13 protein-coding genes and 1 pseudogene are annotated in these 16,471 nt (G+C 73.5%); 4 read left to right on the forward strand and 10 right to left on the reverse strand.

The genetic code is table 11. From position 1 onward, the window contains the following. The 5 genes and pseudogenes from AB0A94_RS36940 to AB0A94_RS36960 form a co-directional block, all read right to left on the reverse strand. Positions 1 to 265 (reverse strand): annotated as a pseudogene (locus tag AB0A94_RS36940) (hypothetical protein); the annotation flags it as partial. A gap of 385 nt (positions 266 to 650) precedes the next feature. Continuing rightward, a complete protein-coding gene (locus AB0A94_RS36945) occupies positions 651 to 3,560 on the reverse strand; it encodes an AAA family ATPase (RefSeq protein WP_361751225.1) in 2,910 nt (969 codons plus the stop codon). Positions 3,561 to 3,758: 198 nt separating this feature from the next. Continuing rightward, on the reverse strand, positions 3,759 to 4,763 hold the full coding sequence (locus AB0A94_RS36950; RefSeq protein ID WP_361751193.1) for a (-)-alpha-amorphene synthase: 1,005 nt from the start codon (positions 4,761 to 4,763) through the stop codon (positions 3,759 to 3,761). After that, entirely contained in the window at positions 4,738 to 6,063 is a 1,326-nt protein-coding gene (locus tag AB0A94_RS36955; RefSeq protein WP_361751195.1) for a cytochrome P450, read from the reverse strand. The genes AB0A94_RS36950 and AB0A94_RS36955 overlap by 26 nt, the downstream gene beginning before the upstream one ends. Positions 6,064 to 6,445: 382 nt before the next feature. Further along, the gene (locus tag AB0A94_RS36960; protein WP_361751197.1) at positions 6,446 to 7,282 is read right to left on the reverse strand and encodes a universal stress protein; all 837 of its coding nucleotides are present in this window, start codon (positions 7,280 to 7,282) and stop codon (positions 6,446 to 6,448) included. A gap of 285 nt (positions 7,283 to 7,567) precedes the next feature. Between AB0A94_RS36960 and AB0A94_RS36965 the strand changes: the two genes are divergently transcribed. Further along, a complete protein-coding gene (locus AB0A94_RS36965; RefSeq protein WP_030865659.1) occupies positions 7,568 to 8,038 on the forward strand; it encodes a TrkA C-terminal domain-containing protein in 471 nt (156 codons plus the stop codon). A 4-nt stretch (positions 8,039 to 8,042) separates the two neighbouring features. Then, positions 8,043 to 9,290 carry a cation:proton antiporter gene (locus AB0A94_RS36970; RefSeq protein ID WP_361751199.1) on the forward strand — a complete coding sequence of 416 codons (1,248 nt, stop codon included), beginning with the start codon at positions 8,043 to 8,045 and terminating at the stop codon, positions 9,288 to 9,290. Between the two features lie 28 nt (positions 9,291 to 9,318). Here AB0A94_RS36970 and AB0A94_RS36975 read toward each other — a convergent pair whose 3' ends face one another. Next, entirely contained in the window at positions 9,319 to 10,404 is a 1,086-nt protein-coding gene (locus AB0A94_RS36975; protein ID WP_361751201.1) for a MerR family transcriptional regulator, read from the reverse strand. Positions 10,405 to 10,564: 160 nt separating this feature from the next. On the opposite strand from AB0A94_RS36975, the gene AB0A94_RS36980 reads away from it, so the two are divergent. Then, on the forward strand, positions 10,565 to 10,876 hold the full coding sequence (locus tag AB0A94_RS36980) for a hypothetical protein (RefSeq protein WP_361751203.1): 312 nt from the start codon (positions 10,565 to 10,567) through the stop codon (positions 10,874 to 10,876). On the opposite strand, the gene AB0A94_RS36985 is transcribed toward AB0A94_RS36980, so the two are convergent. After that, positions 10,842 to 11,330 carry a hypothetical protein gene (locus AB0A94_RS36985; RefSeq protein ID WP_361751205.1) on the reverse strand — a complete coding sequence of 163 codons (489 nt, stop codon included), beginning with the start codon at positions 11,328 to 11,330 and terminating at the stop codon, positions 10,842 to 10,844. The genes AB0A94_RS36980 and AB0A94_RS36985 overlap by 35 nt on opposite strands. A gap of 106 nt (positions 11,331 to 11,436) precedes the next feature. Then, the gene (locus AB0A94_RS36990; RefSeq protein WP_361751206.1) at positions 11,437 to 11,829 is read right to left on the reverse strand and encodes a DUF5997 family protein; all 393 of its coding nucleotides are present in this window, start codon (positions 11,827 to 11,829) and stop codon (positions 11,437 to 11,439) included. Positions 11,830 to 11,887: 58 nt separating this feature from the next. Between AB0A94_RS36990 and AB0A94_RS36995 the strand changes: the two genes are divergently transcribed. Continuing rightward, positions 11,888 to 12,679: a LysR family transcriptional regulator substrate-binding protein gene (locus AB0A94_RS36995; protein ID WP_361751208.1), complete on the forward strand. Its 792-nt coding sequence runs from the start codon at positions 11,888 to 11,890 to the stop codon at positions 12,677 to 12,679. Between the two features lie 5 nt (positions 12,680 to 12,684). Here AB0A94_RS36995 and AB0A94_RS37000 read toward each other — a convergent pair whose 3' ends face one another. Both AB0A94_RS37000 and AB0A94_RS37005 read right to left on the reverse strand, forming a co-directional pair. Further along, positions 12,685 to 13,434 (reverse strand): DUF4142 domain-containing protein, encoded by a 750-nt coding sequence (locus AB0A94_RS37000; RefSeq protein ID WP_361751210.1) that lies wholly within the window; start codon positions 13,432 to 13,434, stop codon positions 12,685 to 12,687. A gap of 92 nt (positions 13,435 to 13,526) precedes the next feature. After that, positions 13,527 to 16,349: a beta-L-arabinofuranosidase domain-containing protein gene (locus tag AB0A94_RS37005; RefSeq protein WP_361751212.1), complete on the reverse strand. Its 2,823-nt coding sequence runs from the start codon at positions 16,347 to 16,349 to the stop codon at positions 13,527 to 13,529. Between the last annotated feature and the right edge of the window lie 122 nt (positions 16,350 to 16,471).

Below are 16,471 nucleotides of genomic sequence, written 5' to 3' on the forward strand. Positions count from 1 at the left end.
GCACGATCTCGTCCACGATCCGCGCGCCCAGCAGCGCGGCGTACTCCACCGGCCGCTCCCCCGGACCGTGCAGCAGCGCGAAACGCGCCAGCGCCACCTCGTCCGTGAACGCACAGACCCACCGCACACCACCGGACCGCGCCGACCACGGACCACCGCCCACCGACGGCACCAGAAGAACCGACCGCCGCATCTCACCGACCCACGCCCGCGGATCACCAACTCCCGCCCTCCGCTCGGCGAGCGCCGTCCTTGCCCGCTCCACGGCCCCTCCCATCCCCTGGATCACCGCCGGCACCCTAGAACAGGACGCATGTTCGGAAGGGATGGTTCGCGTCTACGATCGAAGTCGTCTTGACGGAGCTTGGCGGACACCAACCGCGACGACCCCGACCGCAGGGTGCGGCTGAGCTTCCCGGGCTGAACCGGGCCCCCGCGGGCCGGGTCCCACGAACACACGGTCGACGCGAAGCCGGTCGCGGTGCCCGCCCGGGCCGCCGGCGTCGTCCGCCCCGGAAGGACTCGTCGCCCGCCCCGGAAGGCCTTCTAGTCCGCCTCGGTGCACCACCGGACGGGCCGCGTCCGGCGCGTCGCACGCGGACGGGCCCGAAGAGCCGCAGACCGTGCGGCCGGCCCGGGCCGAGGCCTGTTCACAGCCGCTGCCGGGGAAACGACTCCAGCGCGGCCGCCAGGCCCGAGGCGTCCGTGCCGATCTTGCGGTAGACCGAGGAGAGCAGATGGCGTACGCCCTGCTCCGTGAGGCGCAGCTGCCTGGCGATCACCGCCGTGGACGCCCCCCGGACCGTCAGCTCGGCGGCCTCCCGTTCGGGCGCGGTGAGCGTGTCCGTCTGGGTGTAACGCAGGGGCAGCGACCGCAGTCCGGCCGCGGCGAGCTCGTTCCTGGCCCGTACCGCCAGCGCCTCCGCGCCGCAGTGCACGGCGCCCTCCAGCCCGCGGTAGAGGCGGTCGGCGGCCTCCTGCAACTGTCCGGTACGGGACAGCGCCGCCCCGTGGCCGACCAGGGCGCGGGCCAGTTCGTAGGTCGCGGGGGACTGTTCCAGATGGCCGACGGCCTCCGCGTGCAGATCGAGCGAGGCCGGGCCGCCGGTCACCTCGGCCAGGGTGTGCAGCGCCTGCCCGATCGCCGAGGCCGCCCCGAAGTCCCGGGCCCGCTTGACCGCGTCCTGCGCGTGCCGGACCGCCCGGTCGGGCGCGCTGCGGGCGAGCGCGGACGCCAGCCCCGACTGCCAGGCGCACCAGGCGGGATTGCGCCACTCCCGCCCGTCCAGCCAGTCCCCGACGGCACGGAGCAGCGCGGCGGCCTCGTCCGCGCGGCCCTCCGCCAGCAGCAGCTCGGCGTACACCGTGCGCGGGTCGGGGTAGATGACGGCGTTCGGGGCCGGCCCGCCGTAGCGGTGCTGGTCGGCGATCCGGCGTGCCGCCGCCGTACGCCCGCGGGCCAGGAGGGTCTGGATGAGGATGCCGACGGCGAACCACTGGGCGGGCACCGCCCCCTCCACCCGGTCGGCGATGCGCAGCCCTTCCCGGACGAGGTTCTCGGCCTCGGCCAGCGACCCCCGGCGATAGCGGATGTACCCGGCGAGGGTCTGGCCCAGGGCGAGGTGGGAACCGCGCCAGCCCTTCGCCTCGCACTCCGCCATGCCCTTGCTGAACAGTTCCTCGGCCCGCCGCGGCCGGTCGGCATACAGGAACACCATCGCCACCGCCACCGGCACCTCGAAGCCCCGGTTCTCGTCGGTCCAGCTCAGCCCGCCGCGCAGGGCCCGCTCGGCGTACTCGAGGGCCGTCTGCCGCGGCTCGCCGCACACCACCGCCTCCCAGGCCCGCAGGCCCAGGATGTACCGCTCCTCCAGGCCGCGGCCGGCCACCTTCGCGGCCAGCCTGGCGAGCTTGCGCGAGCGGGCGGCGGGGTCCGGCTCGTCGGTGCGGTACGAGCTCCACACGAAGTGGTCGGCCAGCATCCGCAGCCTGATCCGGGGATGCGGGGTGCGCCGCGCCTCGTCGGCGGCGACGGCCGCGGCCTCGGCCACCTCGTCGATGTGCGCCAGCGCCTGTGTGAGCCGGTACACGATGGACGCCCGCAGCTCCGGGTCGAGGCCGGGCTCCGCCAGCGCCTCACGGAGGTGCGCGACCGTGGCCGTGGGCTTGATGAGGAAGGTGGAGGAGGCGAGTTCGTGCAGCAGCTCGGCGCGCTGCTCCGGCAGCGGCGGCTCCTGGAGCGCCCGCGTCAGCAGCCGCCGGGCCGCTTCCGGGGCGCCGGCGCGCATGTACTCGCGGGCGGCCTCGCGCAGACACACCACCGCCTCGGCACGGCCGTCGCAGGGGACCTCCAGCAGATGCCGGGCGGCCGCCGCCGGCCCGAACCCGGCGGCGCGGATGGCCTCGGCGGCCCCGTTGTGCAGTCCGACCCGCAGCGCCGGGGGGATGGAACGGTAGACGGTGGTGGCGATCAGCGGGTGGACGAAGGCGAGTCCGTCCCCGGTCCCGTCGTCCTCGGCCAGGATCCGGGCGGCGCGCAGCCGCTCCGTCGCCTCGGCGGCAGCCTCACTGCCGACCACGGCGATGGTGGCGGCGAGCTCCTGCGACACGGACTCGCCGAGCACGGCCGCGGCATAGGCGAAACGGACGGCGGACGTTCCGAGGGCGTGCAGGCGTTCGATCAGTCCGCGGCCCTTGAGCGCCGCGGCCAGGTCCCGCATCGCGCGCAGCTCGTGCCGGGTGCCCCGCAGATTGCGTTCGCCCAGGCGGATGGCGAGTTCGACGGCCTCGAACGGGCTTCCTCCGGTGACCTGCCGGCATTCCTCGCAGAACTCGTCCTCGGCCTCGTCACCCACCTCGTCCCTGACGATCCGTGCCACCCCCTCGGCGGTGAGCGGCTCCAGCGCGTAGGGGCGGGTGCCGAGCCTGCCCGGCAGGGCGCGCAGCGGCTCCGCCTCGCGCGGCAGGTCGTCGGGCCGGTGGGCGAGGACGATCAGCAGCGGCAGATCCGCCACCCGGGGCGCGAAGGAGGTGAGCCAGTCCAGGGACTCGACGTCCGCCCAGTGCAGATCGTCGAGCAGCAGCGCCAGGGGTGCCTTCCGCACGGCGAGTCGGGTCACGACCCAGTCCAGGCCCTCGCGGACCCCGGACGGGTCGGGCACGTGGGGGCCGGGCACCGCCTCCAGGCCGAGGGCGGCGGCGACGACGTCGTACCAGCTGCCCAGGAACGCGCGGAGCTCACCACCGTCCATCGCGGCCAGTGCGGGCTGGAGGAGCCGGCGCACCACACGGAACGCCAGCTCCTGCTCGTTCCGGCCGCCGCAGCCCGACAGCACGGTGACACCCCGGGCCAGCGCGCGGGAGCGGGCCTGCGCCAGCAGCGCCGTCTTGCCCATCCCGCCCGGGCCGGTGAAGACGAGGAGCCCGCCGCGCGGCACCTGCGGCACCCCGTCCCGGGTGTCCCGCAGGGCCGCCAGCGCCTCGTCCAGTGCCCGGAGTTCCCGTCGGCGCTCCAGCAACGGCCGGGACTCGGTGACATGCTGCCGCCGCTCGATCACCATGTGCCGTACCGCTTCCTGTCGTTCGGCCAACGGGTGGTGGACGAGCGTATGCCTGCCGCGGCGCACCGTGTCCGCATTCCGGTACGACCACGACAGGACGGGTGAACCGGAGGCGGCGACGGCTTGGGGCGTCCCTCCTGTGGGTAGGGGCACTCGAATGGACTCGCGCCCGGGCACGGGTCCGTGACGGCGCCCGGATCAGGCCGCCGCCGTATCGGCGTAGCGCGGCACGGTACGGGCCCAGTGGCAGCACCCGCGGATCCAGCCGGCCATGCCCTCCACATAGCCGACGGCCGAAGGGCTCAGCCGCGGCCTGATCTCCTCGAAGAGGCCGACGAACTCGTCGATCGTCCGGTTGATCTGCCGGATCGCCAGCACGACGGCGACCGGCAGGGAGCAGCGTCGGGCCCGCTGGTGGGCGAGGGCCAGATTGATCATCCCGCCGGCCTGCCGTTCCTTCACCGCGGAGTACAGATCGGGGATCCACACCGCCGCGTCGGCCGACAGCCGGGTCAGCCGGCGCATCACCGGGTGCTGCAGCTCCGCGTCGGACAGTTCGCACGGCTGTGCCGCCTCGCACAGCGGGTGGAAGGGCTCGACCCCCGCGGTCAGCGACCGGATCGACGTGCACAGCCCGGTCGGCAGCGGGGCGGTGTCGGCCTGTGCCACCGCCTCGTACAGCAGGCCGTGCACGTACTCACGGCTCTTGACGGCCCATCGCGCGGCCTGGGCGGGTGTGCACCGCTCGCGGACCTGCCGGTGCAGATCGGCCAGGGCCGCGCCGAGCGGCGTCGACGGCGACGCGTCGTCCCGCAGTACGGCGATGCTCTCGGCCAGCATGGGCAGCAGCCGGCCGGGCCCCTGCCGGCCCACCTCCTCCGCCCGGTCGTCGAAGACGAATTGATAGGCGATCTGATTGGCGACGATCTGCAGCAGACCGGAATCCATCTCCGGTCCGTTGTAGGAGGCGAGCTGGGCCGGACGGGTGCGGGCGATCATTTCCGGAATCCAGCTTTCGTCCGCCAGTCCCGTTTCCCGCAGCCACTTCTCGACGCCCGTCGCGGCCCGGTGTTCGTGCGGATTGCTCAGGAACGGGAACGGCATGTGCAGATGGGTGTCGATCAGTTCCCTGAGACCGGTGCCGTGAATTCCGTGCGGCGCGCCGGCCGCGATGTCCTCATGCGTGGTCGACAAGGTTGTCACCAGCCCCTCGGGATTTCCGGTCGAGCCCGCCACCGCGCGGTTCGCAGATCATGACCAGCGACCTGGGGCCCAGGGTCACCGCCGGGCGCACCGGTGCGACGGGCCCCGGCGGATGGAGCAGCCTCCAGCGCCGGGCGATGGTCGCCAGCGCCACCGTGCTCTGCGCCATGGCGAAGGCGTCCCCGAGGCACTTCCGGCTGCCCGCGGAGAACGGGACCATCGCGCCGTACGGCCCGCCGGCCTCCTCGCCGGACAGCCACCGCTCCGGCCGGAACCGCTCGGGGTCGGGGAACGACGAGGGGGCGTGGTGCAGCAGGTACGGGCTGTACAGGACGGAGGCCCCGCGCGGCAGGCGACGCCCGCCGAACTCGACCTCCCTGGTGGTGGACCGGGTGAAGAGCCAGCCGGGCGGGGAGTGGCGCAGGGTCTCGACGATCACGGCCCGGGTGTAGGGGAGGCGCGACAGGTCGTCGGAGGCGGGGAGGGCGCGCCCGGTCAGCACGGAGTCGACCTCGGCGTGCAGCGCGCGCTCGGCCTCCGGGTGCCGGGCGAGCAGGCTGAACGTGGAGGCCAGGCACAGCGAGGGGCTCTCCGACCCGGTGAGCAGCAGGGAGACGAGCTGATCGTGCACCTCACGGGGGGTCACCCCGTCCTCCCCGGCGTCGGCCGCCGCCAGCAGCGCCCCCAGCAGGTCGTCGCGCGCCTCGCCCGCACGGCGCTCGGCGACGGCCGCGTCCATGAGCGCGTGCAGACGGGCGACCGCGTCCCGGTACCGGCGGTTGGCGGGCAGGGGCACCCGGAACAGGGCGTCCACCGGTACGACCGTACGCGCGAACAGTCCGTGGACGATCCCGGCCAGGCAGTCCCGCACCTCGGCGGTCCCCGCCGGGTCCAGCGAGTCGGAGAAGAGGACCCGGCTGATCGTCCCCGTGGTCAGGGTCATCATGGCCGCGCCGACATCGATCTTCTGCCCCGCTCGCCACGAGCGGCACACCGATTCGGCCTCCTCGCCCATCGACTCCGCCCGGTCGGCGACGCGGGACGGGCGGAAGGCGGGCTGCAGCAGCCTGCGCTGCCTGCGGTGATCACCGTGCGGGCAGGTGACGACCCCGTCCCCCATGAGAGCCCGGAGCCGCTCGTAGAGGGGTCCGCCCTTGTCGAAGGTGCGGGTGTCCCTGAGCATCTCGTGGACCAGCCGCGGGTGGCAGGCCACCCAGGCACGCACGGGACCCAGGCGTATCTCCACCAGATCGCCGTACGCGGACAAAGAATTCAGGAACTCCAGCGGGCGCCGGAACAAGGCGATACCGTGTCCGACGGACGGGAATATGCCCGGCGCGATTCCCGACCGCCACGCCGGTGCCGGTTCATGGACGCAATTGCTCATCGAATACCACCTGTCTCGATCGACACAAACGGAATTCAGCGAGTCCACATATGCGAGTCCACATGCATGTGGCACTCGAACCTTGTCCTGCCCATACCGGACCGGCACCCGACGTGCCGAATGCCGTCGCCAAGGGGCGCACGGGTGCACGGGGGAGCACGGGAATTCAGGCGTTCGTCACCCATGCCCGGAGACGGCCGGACGGGGCGCGTTCACCTGCCCGAAGGCGCGGGTCGCGTCCCCGGCCCCCTCGTGCCGCGGCGAGGAAGCCCCCACGAGGAGCGGGGGCGCCCCTTCACTCCGTGCCGCGGACAACGGCGACGGGACAGCCGGCGTGGTACAGCAGCGCCTGGCTGACCGAACCGAGCAGCATCCCGGTGAAGCCGCCGTGGCCACGGGCCCCGGACACCACGAGCTGAGCCTCCCGGCTCGCGTCGAGCAGCGCGTGCCGCACCCGCGCCCGCTCCAGCCGCAGTTCCACGGCGACACCGGGACGGGCGTCCCGGTGTCGCGCCACCGTCTCCTCCAGCAGCCGCTGGTGCCGCTGACGGAGCCGGTCGAGATCCACCACCACGTTCAGCGGATCGGCGGGGCCCTCGTACGGCGTCGGCTCGCTCCAGGTGTTCCACACATGCATCGCGACCAGCGGCGCCCCGCGCAGCGCGCCCTCGGCGAAGGCGAACTCCGCCGCCGCGTCCCCGGCCGGTGAGCCGTCCACGGCGAGGAGCACGGGCCCCTCGGGATCCGGACGGCCGCGGACCACCAGCAGCGGACCGTGCCCGTGCGCGGCCAGCTGCACGACCGTCGAACCCAGCAGCAGACCCCCGAACCCACCGTGGCCGCGCCCGCCGACCACCGTCAGCACCGCGTGCCGCGACTCGCTCCGCAACACCGTCAGCGTCTCGCCGGACGCCACCGTCCGGGCGATCTCCAGCCCGGGCGCGCGGTCGTGGGCACGCTGCTCGGCCCGCGCCAGCACACCGTGGATCATCGGGTCCAGATCGGTCGGCCGGCTGAAGGCGTGCACGATCCGCAGACACGCGCCGCGCAGCAGCGCCTCACGAGCCGCGACGTCGACCGCGGCGAGACTGGACGGCGAGCCGTCCACTCCTACGATCACCGTGTCGTTCACCACTCGCTCCCGTCCCCGGCCGTGGCGTCACCTCCGGGTACCCGCGGGAGAGGGCCCGTACCCGGCCTTCCGACCTGCGGCGACACGGACTCCCCGGGCATCCTCGACCCTCGGGGCGCCCCCTGTCCATCCGTGACAACACCCATGTTCCGGCCGAATGGCGGGATGGCACCATTGCCATCGCGGGGGTGGATCACCGTGCCGTTCGACGGCCCGGCCCATGCCACACCTCGGACGACATCGACAAGAGAACCGGGAAGGGGACGGGCTGTGCCTGCTCCACGGATGAGCGCCACGCCGCTGCCGGGCATCGGCGTGAAATACGACCTCACCACGCGTGAGCACGAGCACCTGTCCGTGATCGCGCACCGGGACGGTGCCCGCACGGTCAACGTCTACCGCTCCGACGACCCGGACGCCTGCGCCCGCTCGATGCGGCTGACCGTCGCCGAGTCGGCCGCGCTGATCGACGCGCTCATGCCCGCCCACCACAGCCCCAACCTGCTGCACACCACCGACCTGGGGCTGGTCGCCGAGCGCATCGAACTGTCCGCCGTCTCCCACTGGAACGGCCGGCTCCTGGGCGACACCCGGATGCGCACCGACACCGGCGCCTCGATCGTGGCCGTGCTGCGGCGGGCCGAGGCGATCCCGTCCCCCGCGCCGGACTTCCGGCTGGCCGGCGGTGACACGCTGATCCTGATCGGCACCCGCGAGGGCATCGACGCCGCCGCCGAGATACTCGGTCGGGAGTGAGCGCGTGCACTCTTCCGCGGTCTTCCTGATCGAGTTCGGCGCGATCATCCTCGGGCTCGGCCTGCTGGGACGCCTCGCCGGACGCCTCCGGTTCTCCCCGATCCCCCTCTATCTGCTGGCCGGCCTCGCCTTCGGCGAGGGCGGGCTGCTGCCGCTCGGCGCGAGCGAGGAGTTCGTCGCGATCGGCGCCGAGATCGGCGTCATCCTGCTGCTGCTCATGCTCGGCCTGGAGTACACGGCCAGCGACCTCGTCTCCAACCTCAAGACCCAGTACCCGGCCGGCCTCGTCGACATGGCGCTGAACGCCCTGCCCGGCGCCGCCCTGGCCCTGCTGCTCGGCTGGGGCCCGGTCGCCGCGGTGGTACTGGCCGGCGTCACCTGGATCTCCTCCTCCGGCGTCATCGCGAAGGTCCTCGGCGACCTCGGACGGCTCGGCAACCGCGAGACCCCGGTCGTCCTCAGCATCCTGGTGCTCGAGGACCTGGCCATGGCGGTCTACCTGCCGATCATCACCGCCCTGCTGGCCGGCGTCAGCCTCGCCGCGGGCAGCGTCACGCTGGCCATCGCGCTGGGCGTCGCCGGGCTCGTGCTGTTCGTCGCCGTCCGCTACGGCCGGGTGATCTCCCGCTTCGTCTCCAGCGACGACCCGGAGAAGCTGCTGCTGGTGGTGCTGGGCCTCACCCTGCTCGTCGCGGGACTCGCCCAGCAGCTGCAGGTCTCGGCGGCCGTGGGCGCGTTCCTCGTCGGCATCGCCCTGTCCGGGGAGGTGGCCGAGGGCGCGCACAGCCTGCTGGCGCCGCTGCGGGACCTGTTCGCCGCCGTGTTCTTCGTCTTCTTCGGACTGCACACCGACCCCCAGTCCATTCCGCCGGTGATCCTGCCCGCCCTCGCGCTCGCCGTCGTCACCGCGCTGACGAAGGTCGCCACCGGCTACTGGGCCGCCCGCCGGGCCGGGATATCCCCCAAGGGCCGCTGGCGCGCCGGCGGCACCCTGGTCGCCCGCGGCGAGTTCTCCATCGTCATCGCCGGTCTCGCGGTCACCGCGGGCATCGAACCGGACCTCGGCCCGCTGGCCACGGCGTACGTCCTGGTCCTGGTCGTCCTGGGCCCGCTCACGGCCCGCTACACCGAGCCCGTCGCGCTGCGCCTGACCGCCCGGCGCGCCGCGTCCGCCGACACCGTGCCCGCACGGGCCACGGCGCCGGCCGTGGAGACGCTGGAACCGGTGGACGAGAGCCGGCCCGACCGCTGAACCGGCCGCCGCCCACCGGCGGAAGAGGCTAGTCCTCCAGCCGCACCGGCATCAGGAGCGAGAACGTGTGCGCGTCGTCCGGCCGGCGGATCGCGAGGGGCGCCGTGGGGGCGCCGAACTCGAGGATCAGCCGGTCGCCGGCTCCCGCGGTGAGCGCGTCCAGCAGGAACGCGCGGTTCACGGCGACGAGGTCCCGGCCGTCGGCGCCGTCCCCGGCCAGGGTGACCGAGCCGTCCTCCGCCACCTCCAGCACGCTGAGGTCGCAGGACGTCCCGCCCTCCTCGTACGCCTCGCCCGCGCGGACGGGACCGGTGCGCACCGCCTCCCGGAAGGCCGGCACGTCCACCACGGCGCGCCGCCCCGCCGGGAGGTGGACGAGACGCCGGTAGTCCGGGAAGTCGTGGCCGAGGCACCGGCCGGCCGTCTGCCGGTCCCCGGCCTCCAGGGTCACGCGGTCACCGTCCACGGCGAGCCGGACCCGTTCCTCGCCGTCCAGCAGCGCCCGCATCGAGTCGGCGAGCGGAAGGGGCACGGTGACCTGGACGCGGGACCCGTCGTGCCCGTCGGCGGCGGCGCGCGCCACGGCCATCCGGTACCGGTCGGTGGCCACCAGACGCAGCGCGTCGCCCTCGACGTCGAAGAGGATCCCGCCGAGCACCGGCAGTTCCGGGTCGGTGCCGGCCGCGAACCGGACCGCGTCCAGCGCGGCGGCCAGCCCGGGGCCGGAGAGGGACAGCCGTACGGCGGTGTCGGTACGGAGCGAGGTCATGGGGTTCTCCCTGTGGTCGAGCAGGACTCGGAGCGCGGAGAACTCGGCGCGGGCATCGGACAGCCCCTGCTCCAGCCGGCGCAGGTGCGCCTGGAGCAGCTGTCGTACGAGATCGGCTTCGGCGCCCGTCCAGCCGGCCAGCACCAGCCGGATGTCCGCCAGCGGCATCCCGGCCCGGCGCAGCCGGGCCAGCAGGCGGGCCTCGTCCAGCTGCCCGGGGGCGTACCAGCGGTAGCCGCTGACCGGGTCCACCCGGTCGGGGACCAGGACACCGGCACGGTCGTAGAACCGCAGGGCGCTCACGCCCAGCCCGCTGTCCCGGGCCATCTCACCGATGCTGCGCATCTCGCTCTCCACACCCGCAACCCTGATCCCTCGACAAGGTCGAGGGTCAACCCCGGCCCGCCCCTGCCCGGCGACGGCCGTACGGGTGACGGCTTCACCCGGCCCGGCGGACCTGTGGCCACCGGCGTACCACCGGCGCACGGGGGCGCGTTGGACCGGCATGGACAGCACTGAGACGGCGCGGCGCCTTCTCGGGCACGACGCCGCGGGCCGGTTGTACGCCGAACTCACCAGCGGGTACGGCGGTCATACGCCGATCTACACGGCCCTCGTCGCGGAGTGGCGGGCCAGGGGGCACACGGTCCCGGGGCACCGCGACGGCCTGTGGGCCTCCTTCGCCGCCGCCACGGCCGGCGAGCGCGCGACGGTGCCGCCCGTGCCCTTTCCCGTCCCGGTCCCCCTGCTGCGGCCGCCCGCCGAGGACACCCGCGAGGAACTCACCAGCCCTCCGGACCCACCGGCTCCGCACTGACCGGCGCCAGCACGGCGAGCGTGCCGGTCGCCCCGCGCAGCGCCCGTTCGAGCGGGCCGGGGGCGTGCAGGGCGCCGGTGCCGTCCGGCGGGACCAGCCACTCCAGGCGCCCGGCCGGCCGGTACGGCGGCGGTACGGCGACCCAGGACCCCCGGCCCACGTGCCGCACCCCGAAGCCGACCCACTCGCTGACCGGGTCGGGCGGCAGGAAGAACCCCACTCTGCGGGCCGTGACGTCCACCAGCGTGGGTCCGGGCACCTTCAGGGGGTCGCGCCACAGGATGTCCAGGGCGAGCAGCCCGAGGCGGTCGGGCACGCTCAGCACGTCCCAGTACCGGCCCGCCGCGAGCAGCGCCGTGCCCTTGCCGTGATCCCACTCGCGCTTGCACTCCTGCGGGTCCGTGGCCGCCGCGGCCAGCCACTCGACGGCTTGCTTCCACATGGCGCTGTGCATGTCCCACCCCGGGCACGGTCGGCTGCGCCGCTGCGGGCGCGTGAGGTACGGACATGCTGGTAGATATTTCTATCCACCGGAAGGGTGGCGCGGGCTGGCGTTTCGGTCAGGCGTCGCCTGCCGCGCGCTCCGCGTTCCGCTTCTTGATCCGGGCGGCCTCCTTGCGGACCTCGGCCTGGGTGGCGCGCTCCCGCTCCAGCCACTCGGGGCGCTCCTCCTTCAGCGCCTCGATCTGCTCGGTGGTGAGGGCCTCGGTGACCCCGCCGCGCGCGAGGCCGGCGATGGACACGCCCAGCTTCGCCGCGACCACCGGGCGGGGGTGGGGGCCGTCGCGCCGCAGGTCCTGGAGCCACTGCGGCGGGTCCGCCTGGAGCGCGGTCAGCTCGGCGCGTGAGACGACACCGTCCCGGAAGTCGGCGGGGGTGGCGTCGAGGTACACACCCAGCTTCTTCGCCGCGGTCGCGGGCTTCATCGTCTGGGTGCTCTGGTGCTGCGTCATGGCGTCCAGGGTATCGAGCGTGTGCGCGGCCGCCGACCACGGCCGGTAACCTGGCCAGGTGACAGGCTCGGAAGTGTCCCCCTCGTTCCGGCTCGTGTACGTACCCGGGGTGATGCCCGACAAATGGGTGCGCATCTGGAACGAGCGGCTGCCCGACGTCCCGCTGACCCTCACGCAGGTCCCCGCCGGATCGGCGCAGGGGCTGCTGCTGGGCGGTGACGCCGACGCGGGCCTCGTCCGGCTGCCCGTCGACCGTACGGTCCTCAGTGCGATCCCCCTCTACACCGAGCAGACGGTCGTCGTGGTCCCCAGGGACCACCTCGTCACGGCGGTCGACACGGTGTCCCCGGAGGACCTGGCCGACGAGATCGTGCTGCACCCCCTGGACGACGTCCTCACCTGGGAGGGCCTGCCCGGACGGCCCGCGCTGGAACGCCCCGCCACCACCGCCGACGCGATCGAGCTCGTCGCGGCCGGGATCGGCGTGCTCGTCGTGCCGCTGTCGCTCGCCCGGCTGCACCACCGCAAGGACCTCACCCACCGGCCGCTCGAGCGGGCCCCCGAGTCGAGCGTGGCGCTGTCCTGGCCCGAGGCGGCGACGACGGACCGGGTCGAGGACCTCATCGGGATCGTCCGCGGCCGGACCGTCAACAGCACCCGCGGCCGCGGGCAGCAGCCCGCGCAGGAGAAGAAGTCGGCGCAGGAGAAGAAGCCGGCCCAGGGGAAGAAGCCCGAGCGCACCGCCCGGCGGCAGCAGCCGGCCGGCGGATCGGCCGGCCGCGGCCGCCGGGGAGGTGCCGGCGGCGCGACGAGAAACCCGCGGCGGGGCAGGCCCCGCCGCGGGTCGTGACCCGGCTACCTGACCGTCGGGGACGGCGACGGCGCCGGGGACGCCGTGTCGAGGTCCTCCAGCCCCTTGGGGATCTCCAGCGCGAGGACCGGCGCGCCCGCCTGCGGAGCCGGCGGGGTCACCTGCTCCTGCGGCATCTTCGGCGGGCTGGTCTGCTGGAAGTTGACCTGCTCGTGGTTGACCAGCCCTGTCTTCTCCAGCACCGTGATGTGGTCGAGCACCGTGTCGTTGGCCTGGTCGGCCAGCTGCCGCACCAGGGTGTTCCTGGTGTTGGCCCGGATGTTGGCGATGGCGGGGAAGATCTGCCCGTGCGTCACGCGCATGATGTTCACCGCCGTGGAGTCGAACTCCTTGCCGCTGGTGGACTTCACGGTCTCCACGAACCCCTGCTGCTGCGGTGACGCCTGGTTCGGCAGCGTGATGCCGAGTTCCAGGGAGATCTTGCGGCAGCTCTCGTCGAGCCGGCCGTGACCGACGACCAGGTGCTCGCCCGCCTCCTTCATCTCCGCCGTCGTCCCCCGCTCCATCGCCAGCAGCCCCAGTGGGTGCTCCCACAGCCCCGCCGCGCGCACCTTCACCACGAAGTCGCGGTCCGCCTCGGTCAGCGGGCCGTAGTTCGTGTTGGCCACCACCCGGTCCGGCTTGGTCGACGTGTTCTGTACGCCCAGCATGGTGGGATAGGCGAGCGCGGTGAGGGTGAGGATCATGGCCCCGCCCACGAACGCGGTTCCTGCCGTGCTGCGCGAGATGCGCATCGTGCCTCCTGGAATGTGAACGGCCCAACAGCAGGAAGTACGGACGCCGGACGCGAGACAATCACCGCCGGGGAAAGAATTTTCGGCCGGTGTCAGCGGGCGTAGGCGGCCTGCTGCGCCGTACTCACCACCCTGTCGCCGTCGGCGCGGCTCAGCAGACCCTCGGACACCCAGGACGCCACGGTGGACCGCACCCGTGCCACCAGCGCCCCCTTGCCGCGGAAGGGCGCCCCGGCCCAGATCTCGTCGAGCAGGGTCGTGCCGTCGCCCCGGGCGGGGTTGGCGACCCCGGAGTCCGACGTGCCGAAGATCACACGTGGTTCCGAGCGTCGGACGTAGGCGTGGGTCGGGTCCTCGGTCCCCTCCGCGAAGGGCGCCAGCTCGACGCCGTCCAGCGTGTAGTGCAGGGGTCTGTCCGGGACCGGGGTGAGGGAGGGCAGCAGATCGCCGGAGAGGGCGGCGTTGCGGTACAGCCCCAGTCGCACGGCGTCCGGCCCCGGCCGGCGGGCGACCAGGTTGACCGGGCCGTAGAACAGGGCCTGCAGTGCGGGGTCGTCGGGGGTCCGCTCCACCCGCAGCCGGAAGGGCACGGAGATCCGTACGGTGTCGCCGTCGCGCCAGCTCCGCGCGACCCCGAAGTAGCGGCCGGGGACCGGAGTGCCCGGCACGGCACGCCCGTTGACGGTCACCCGGAAGCCCGCGGTCGCCCAGGACGGCACCCGCAGCAGCAGGGTGAAGGAGGCCCGGCCGCCGCCGATGGTGAGCGTGCTGCCCTGTTCCTCCGGGTAGCGGGTGGTCTGCGTGACCGTGACGCCCTTCTCGGCCCAGGTCAGCCGGGAGGCGCTGTAGAGGTTGACGTACAGGGCGCTTCCGTCGGCCTCCGCGAAGTACACCGAGTCCTGGTACTTCGTGGCGCTCTCCATGCCGGTGCCCTCGCAGCAGGTCGTCCCCTGCTTGGGCGTGTAGTCGCGCACATGACCGGGCGTCAGGCCGATGAAGTAGGTGACGAGCGGCTTCTCCGCGTCCGGCCGGTCCTGCTTGGAGCCGAGCACCTGGTTGAACAGGGCCCGCTCGTAGTAGTCCATGTACGCCGGATCCTGCTCGTGGAAGAACAGCGTCCGGCTCAGCTTGAGCATGTTGTACGCGCAGCAGGACTCGGCGGTGGTGTCGGTGACCGTGCCCGCGATCACGTCGCGGGCCTTGAAGAACTCGCCGCTGCTGGTGCCGCCGATCGCGTACATCCGGTGGGGCACGACCATGCCCCAGAAGTTCTTCGCGGCCGTGAGGTAGCGCTGCTCGCCCGTCTCGTCGTACAGCCGCACCAGGCCCGTGAAGATCGGGATGTGCTGGTTGGCGTGGAGCCCTTCGAGGACGTCGGTGTCCGCGGCGCAGGCGTCGATGAGGCGGTCCAGGTCGAACAGTTTGGCGAGAGCGAGGTGTTCGGCCCGTCCGGTGATCGCGTGCAGGTCGCAGACCGCCTCGACGACACCGCCGAACTCCCCGCTGGAGAACAGCCCCCACATCCGCTGCAGGGTGGCCGCCGGCAGCACGGACAGCCGCGCGTGCATCCAGTCGCCCATGCCGGACGCCAGGTCGAGCGCCCGGTCGTCGTCCGTGGCGAGGTACGCGTCCAGCAGCCCTCTGAGGATCTTGTGCGCGGTGTAGTACGGCGCCCACACCCGGGTGTAGTCGCTGCGGGTCATCGACTCCAGCTCGATGAACTGCGTCTCCGGGTACGCGGCGAGGAAGCCCGGATGGCTGGGCGCGCCCCAGGTGCGGCGCAGGGTGGCGTCGAGCCCCCGGCCGGAGGCGTCCGCGAAGCCGGCCCCGGCGGTCTCGTCGAAGGCGTACGACGCCAGGTCGCCCCGGCCGGCCGGGGTGTCGGCGGCCCGGCGGCTCCCCAGTCCGGCGACCTCGGCGGCGGTCAGCGCCCGCGCGTAGACGTTGACGTCCTCGAACGCGCCCGCGAAGACCGGGTCGGCGGGGAAGTGGGAGCGCCCCAGCCAGTGGTCCCTGAGGGTGCCGAGCGCGGCCGGGGTCAGCGTGATGTCCGTGCTCCGGGCGACGGCGGTGCCGTCGACGTAGAGGGTGCCGGTGCCGTCGGCGAGGGTCACGGCCAGGTGGCTCCACTCGCCGACCGGCAGCGGCGCGGTGCCGTCGAGGCCCTGCTCACCGCCCGGCCCCGAGGTGGTCACGGCGAACCGCGGTACCCCGCCGGCGTTGCGGGCGGCCAGGTACAGGTAGCGGGTGGTGTCGTCGCCGAAGTCGAAGACCCTGGCCCAGGCGGCGTCGTGCGAGGGGCGCACCCACGCGGACAGGGTGAGCGCCGGGGCGCCGGTGAGAACGGCCGCCGGAAGGTCCACGTACCGGTACGAGCCGCGCACGTTCTCCGCCGCGCGGCCGAACCGTCCCTCGACGCTCAGCACGGCCGGATCGCGGCGCAGCGCCTCCCGTACCTCGGTCAGGGCTTCGACCACGGTGGCGATCCGGTCCGCGAAGACCTGCTCGCCGGTGCCGCGGTACGCCTGCGCCAGCATGGTCAGGAAGTGGCCGGTGTAGTGGCCGCGCAGATTGCCGTTGGCCTCCCCGTCCAGCCCCTCCCAGCCGCCGGGCGCGACGGCGCCCCGGGTGGACAGGCCGGCGTTGGCGCGGAAGACCTGGAGCAGCCGGTGCACGTCGTAGCCACGGGCGTGGTCGAGCATCAGCCGCTGCTTGCCGGCGAAGACGCCCGGTCCGAGCGTCACGTCCTCCAGCCCGAAGGGCCGTACGGTCCACGCCGCCGGTACGCCGGGAGCGGCGGCCGGCGCGCCGGGTGCGGCGACGGCGCGCCCGGTGGCCGCCGCGGGGACCGCGGCCGCCGTCGCCGTAAGGGCGGCGGCCTGGAAGAGGGTTCGTCTGGAGAGGGGCGGTGCCATGGATGCTCCTCTGTTCGATATCGCGAACGCTGTACGAAAAATCGACCAGACGATAGGGAGGGGGCGGAGAGGCGTCAACGGTTCGGGAGCGATCGGTTCCGGACGCCCGCGGGGACGTGCGG

The sequence above is a fragment of the Streptomyces sp. NPDC044984 genome (assembly GCF_040646935.1).
In the GTDB taxonomy this organism is placed as follows: Bacteria; Actinomycetota; Actinomycetes; order Streptomycetales; family Streptomycetaceae; genus Streptomyces.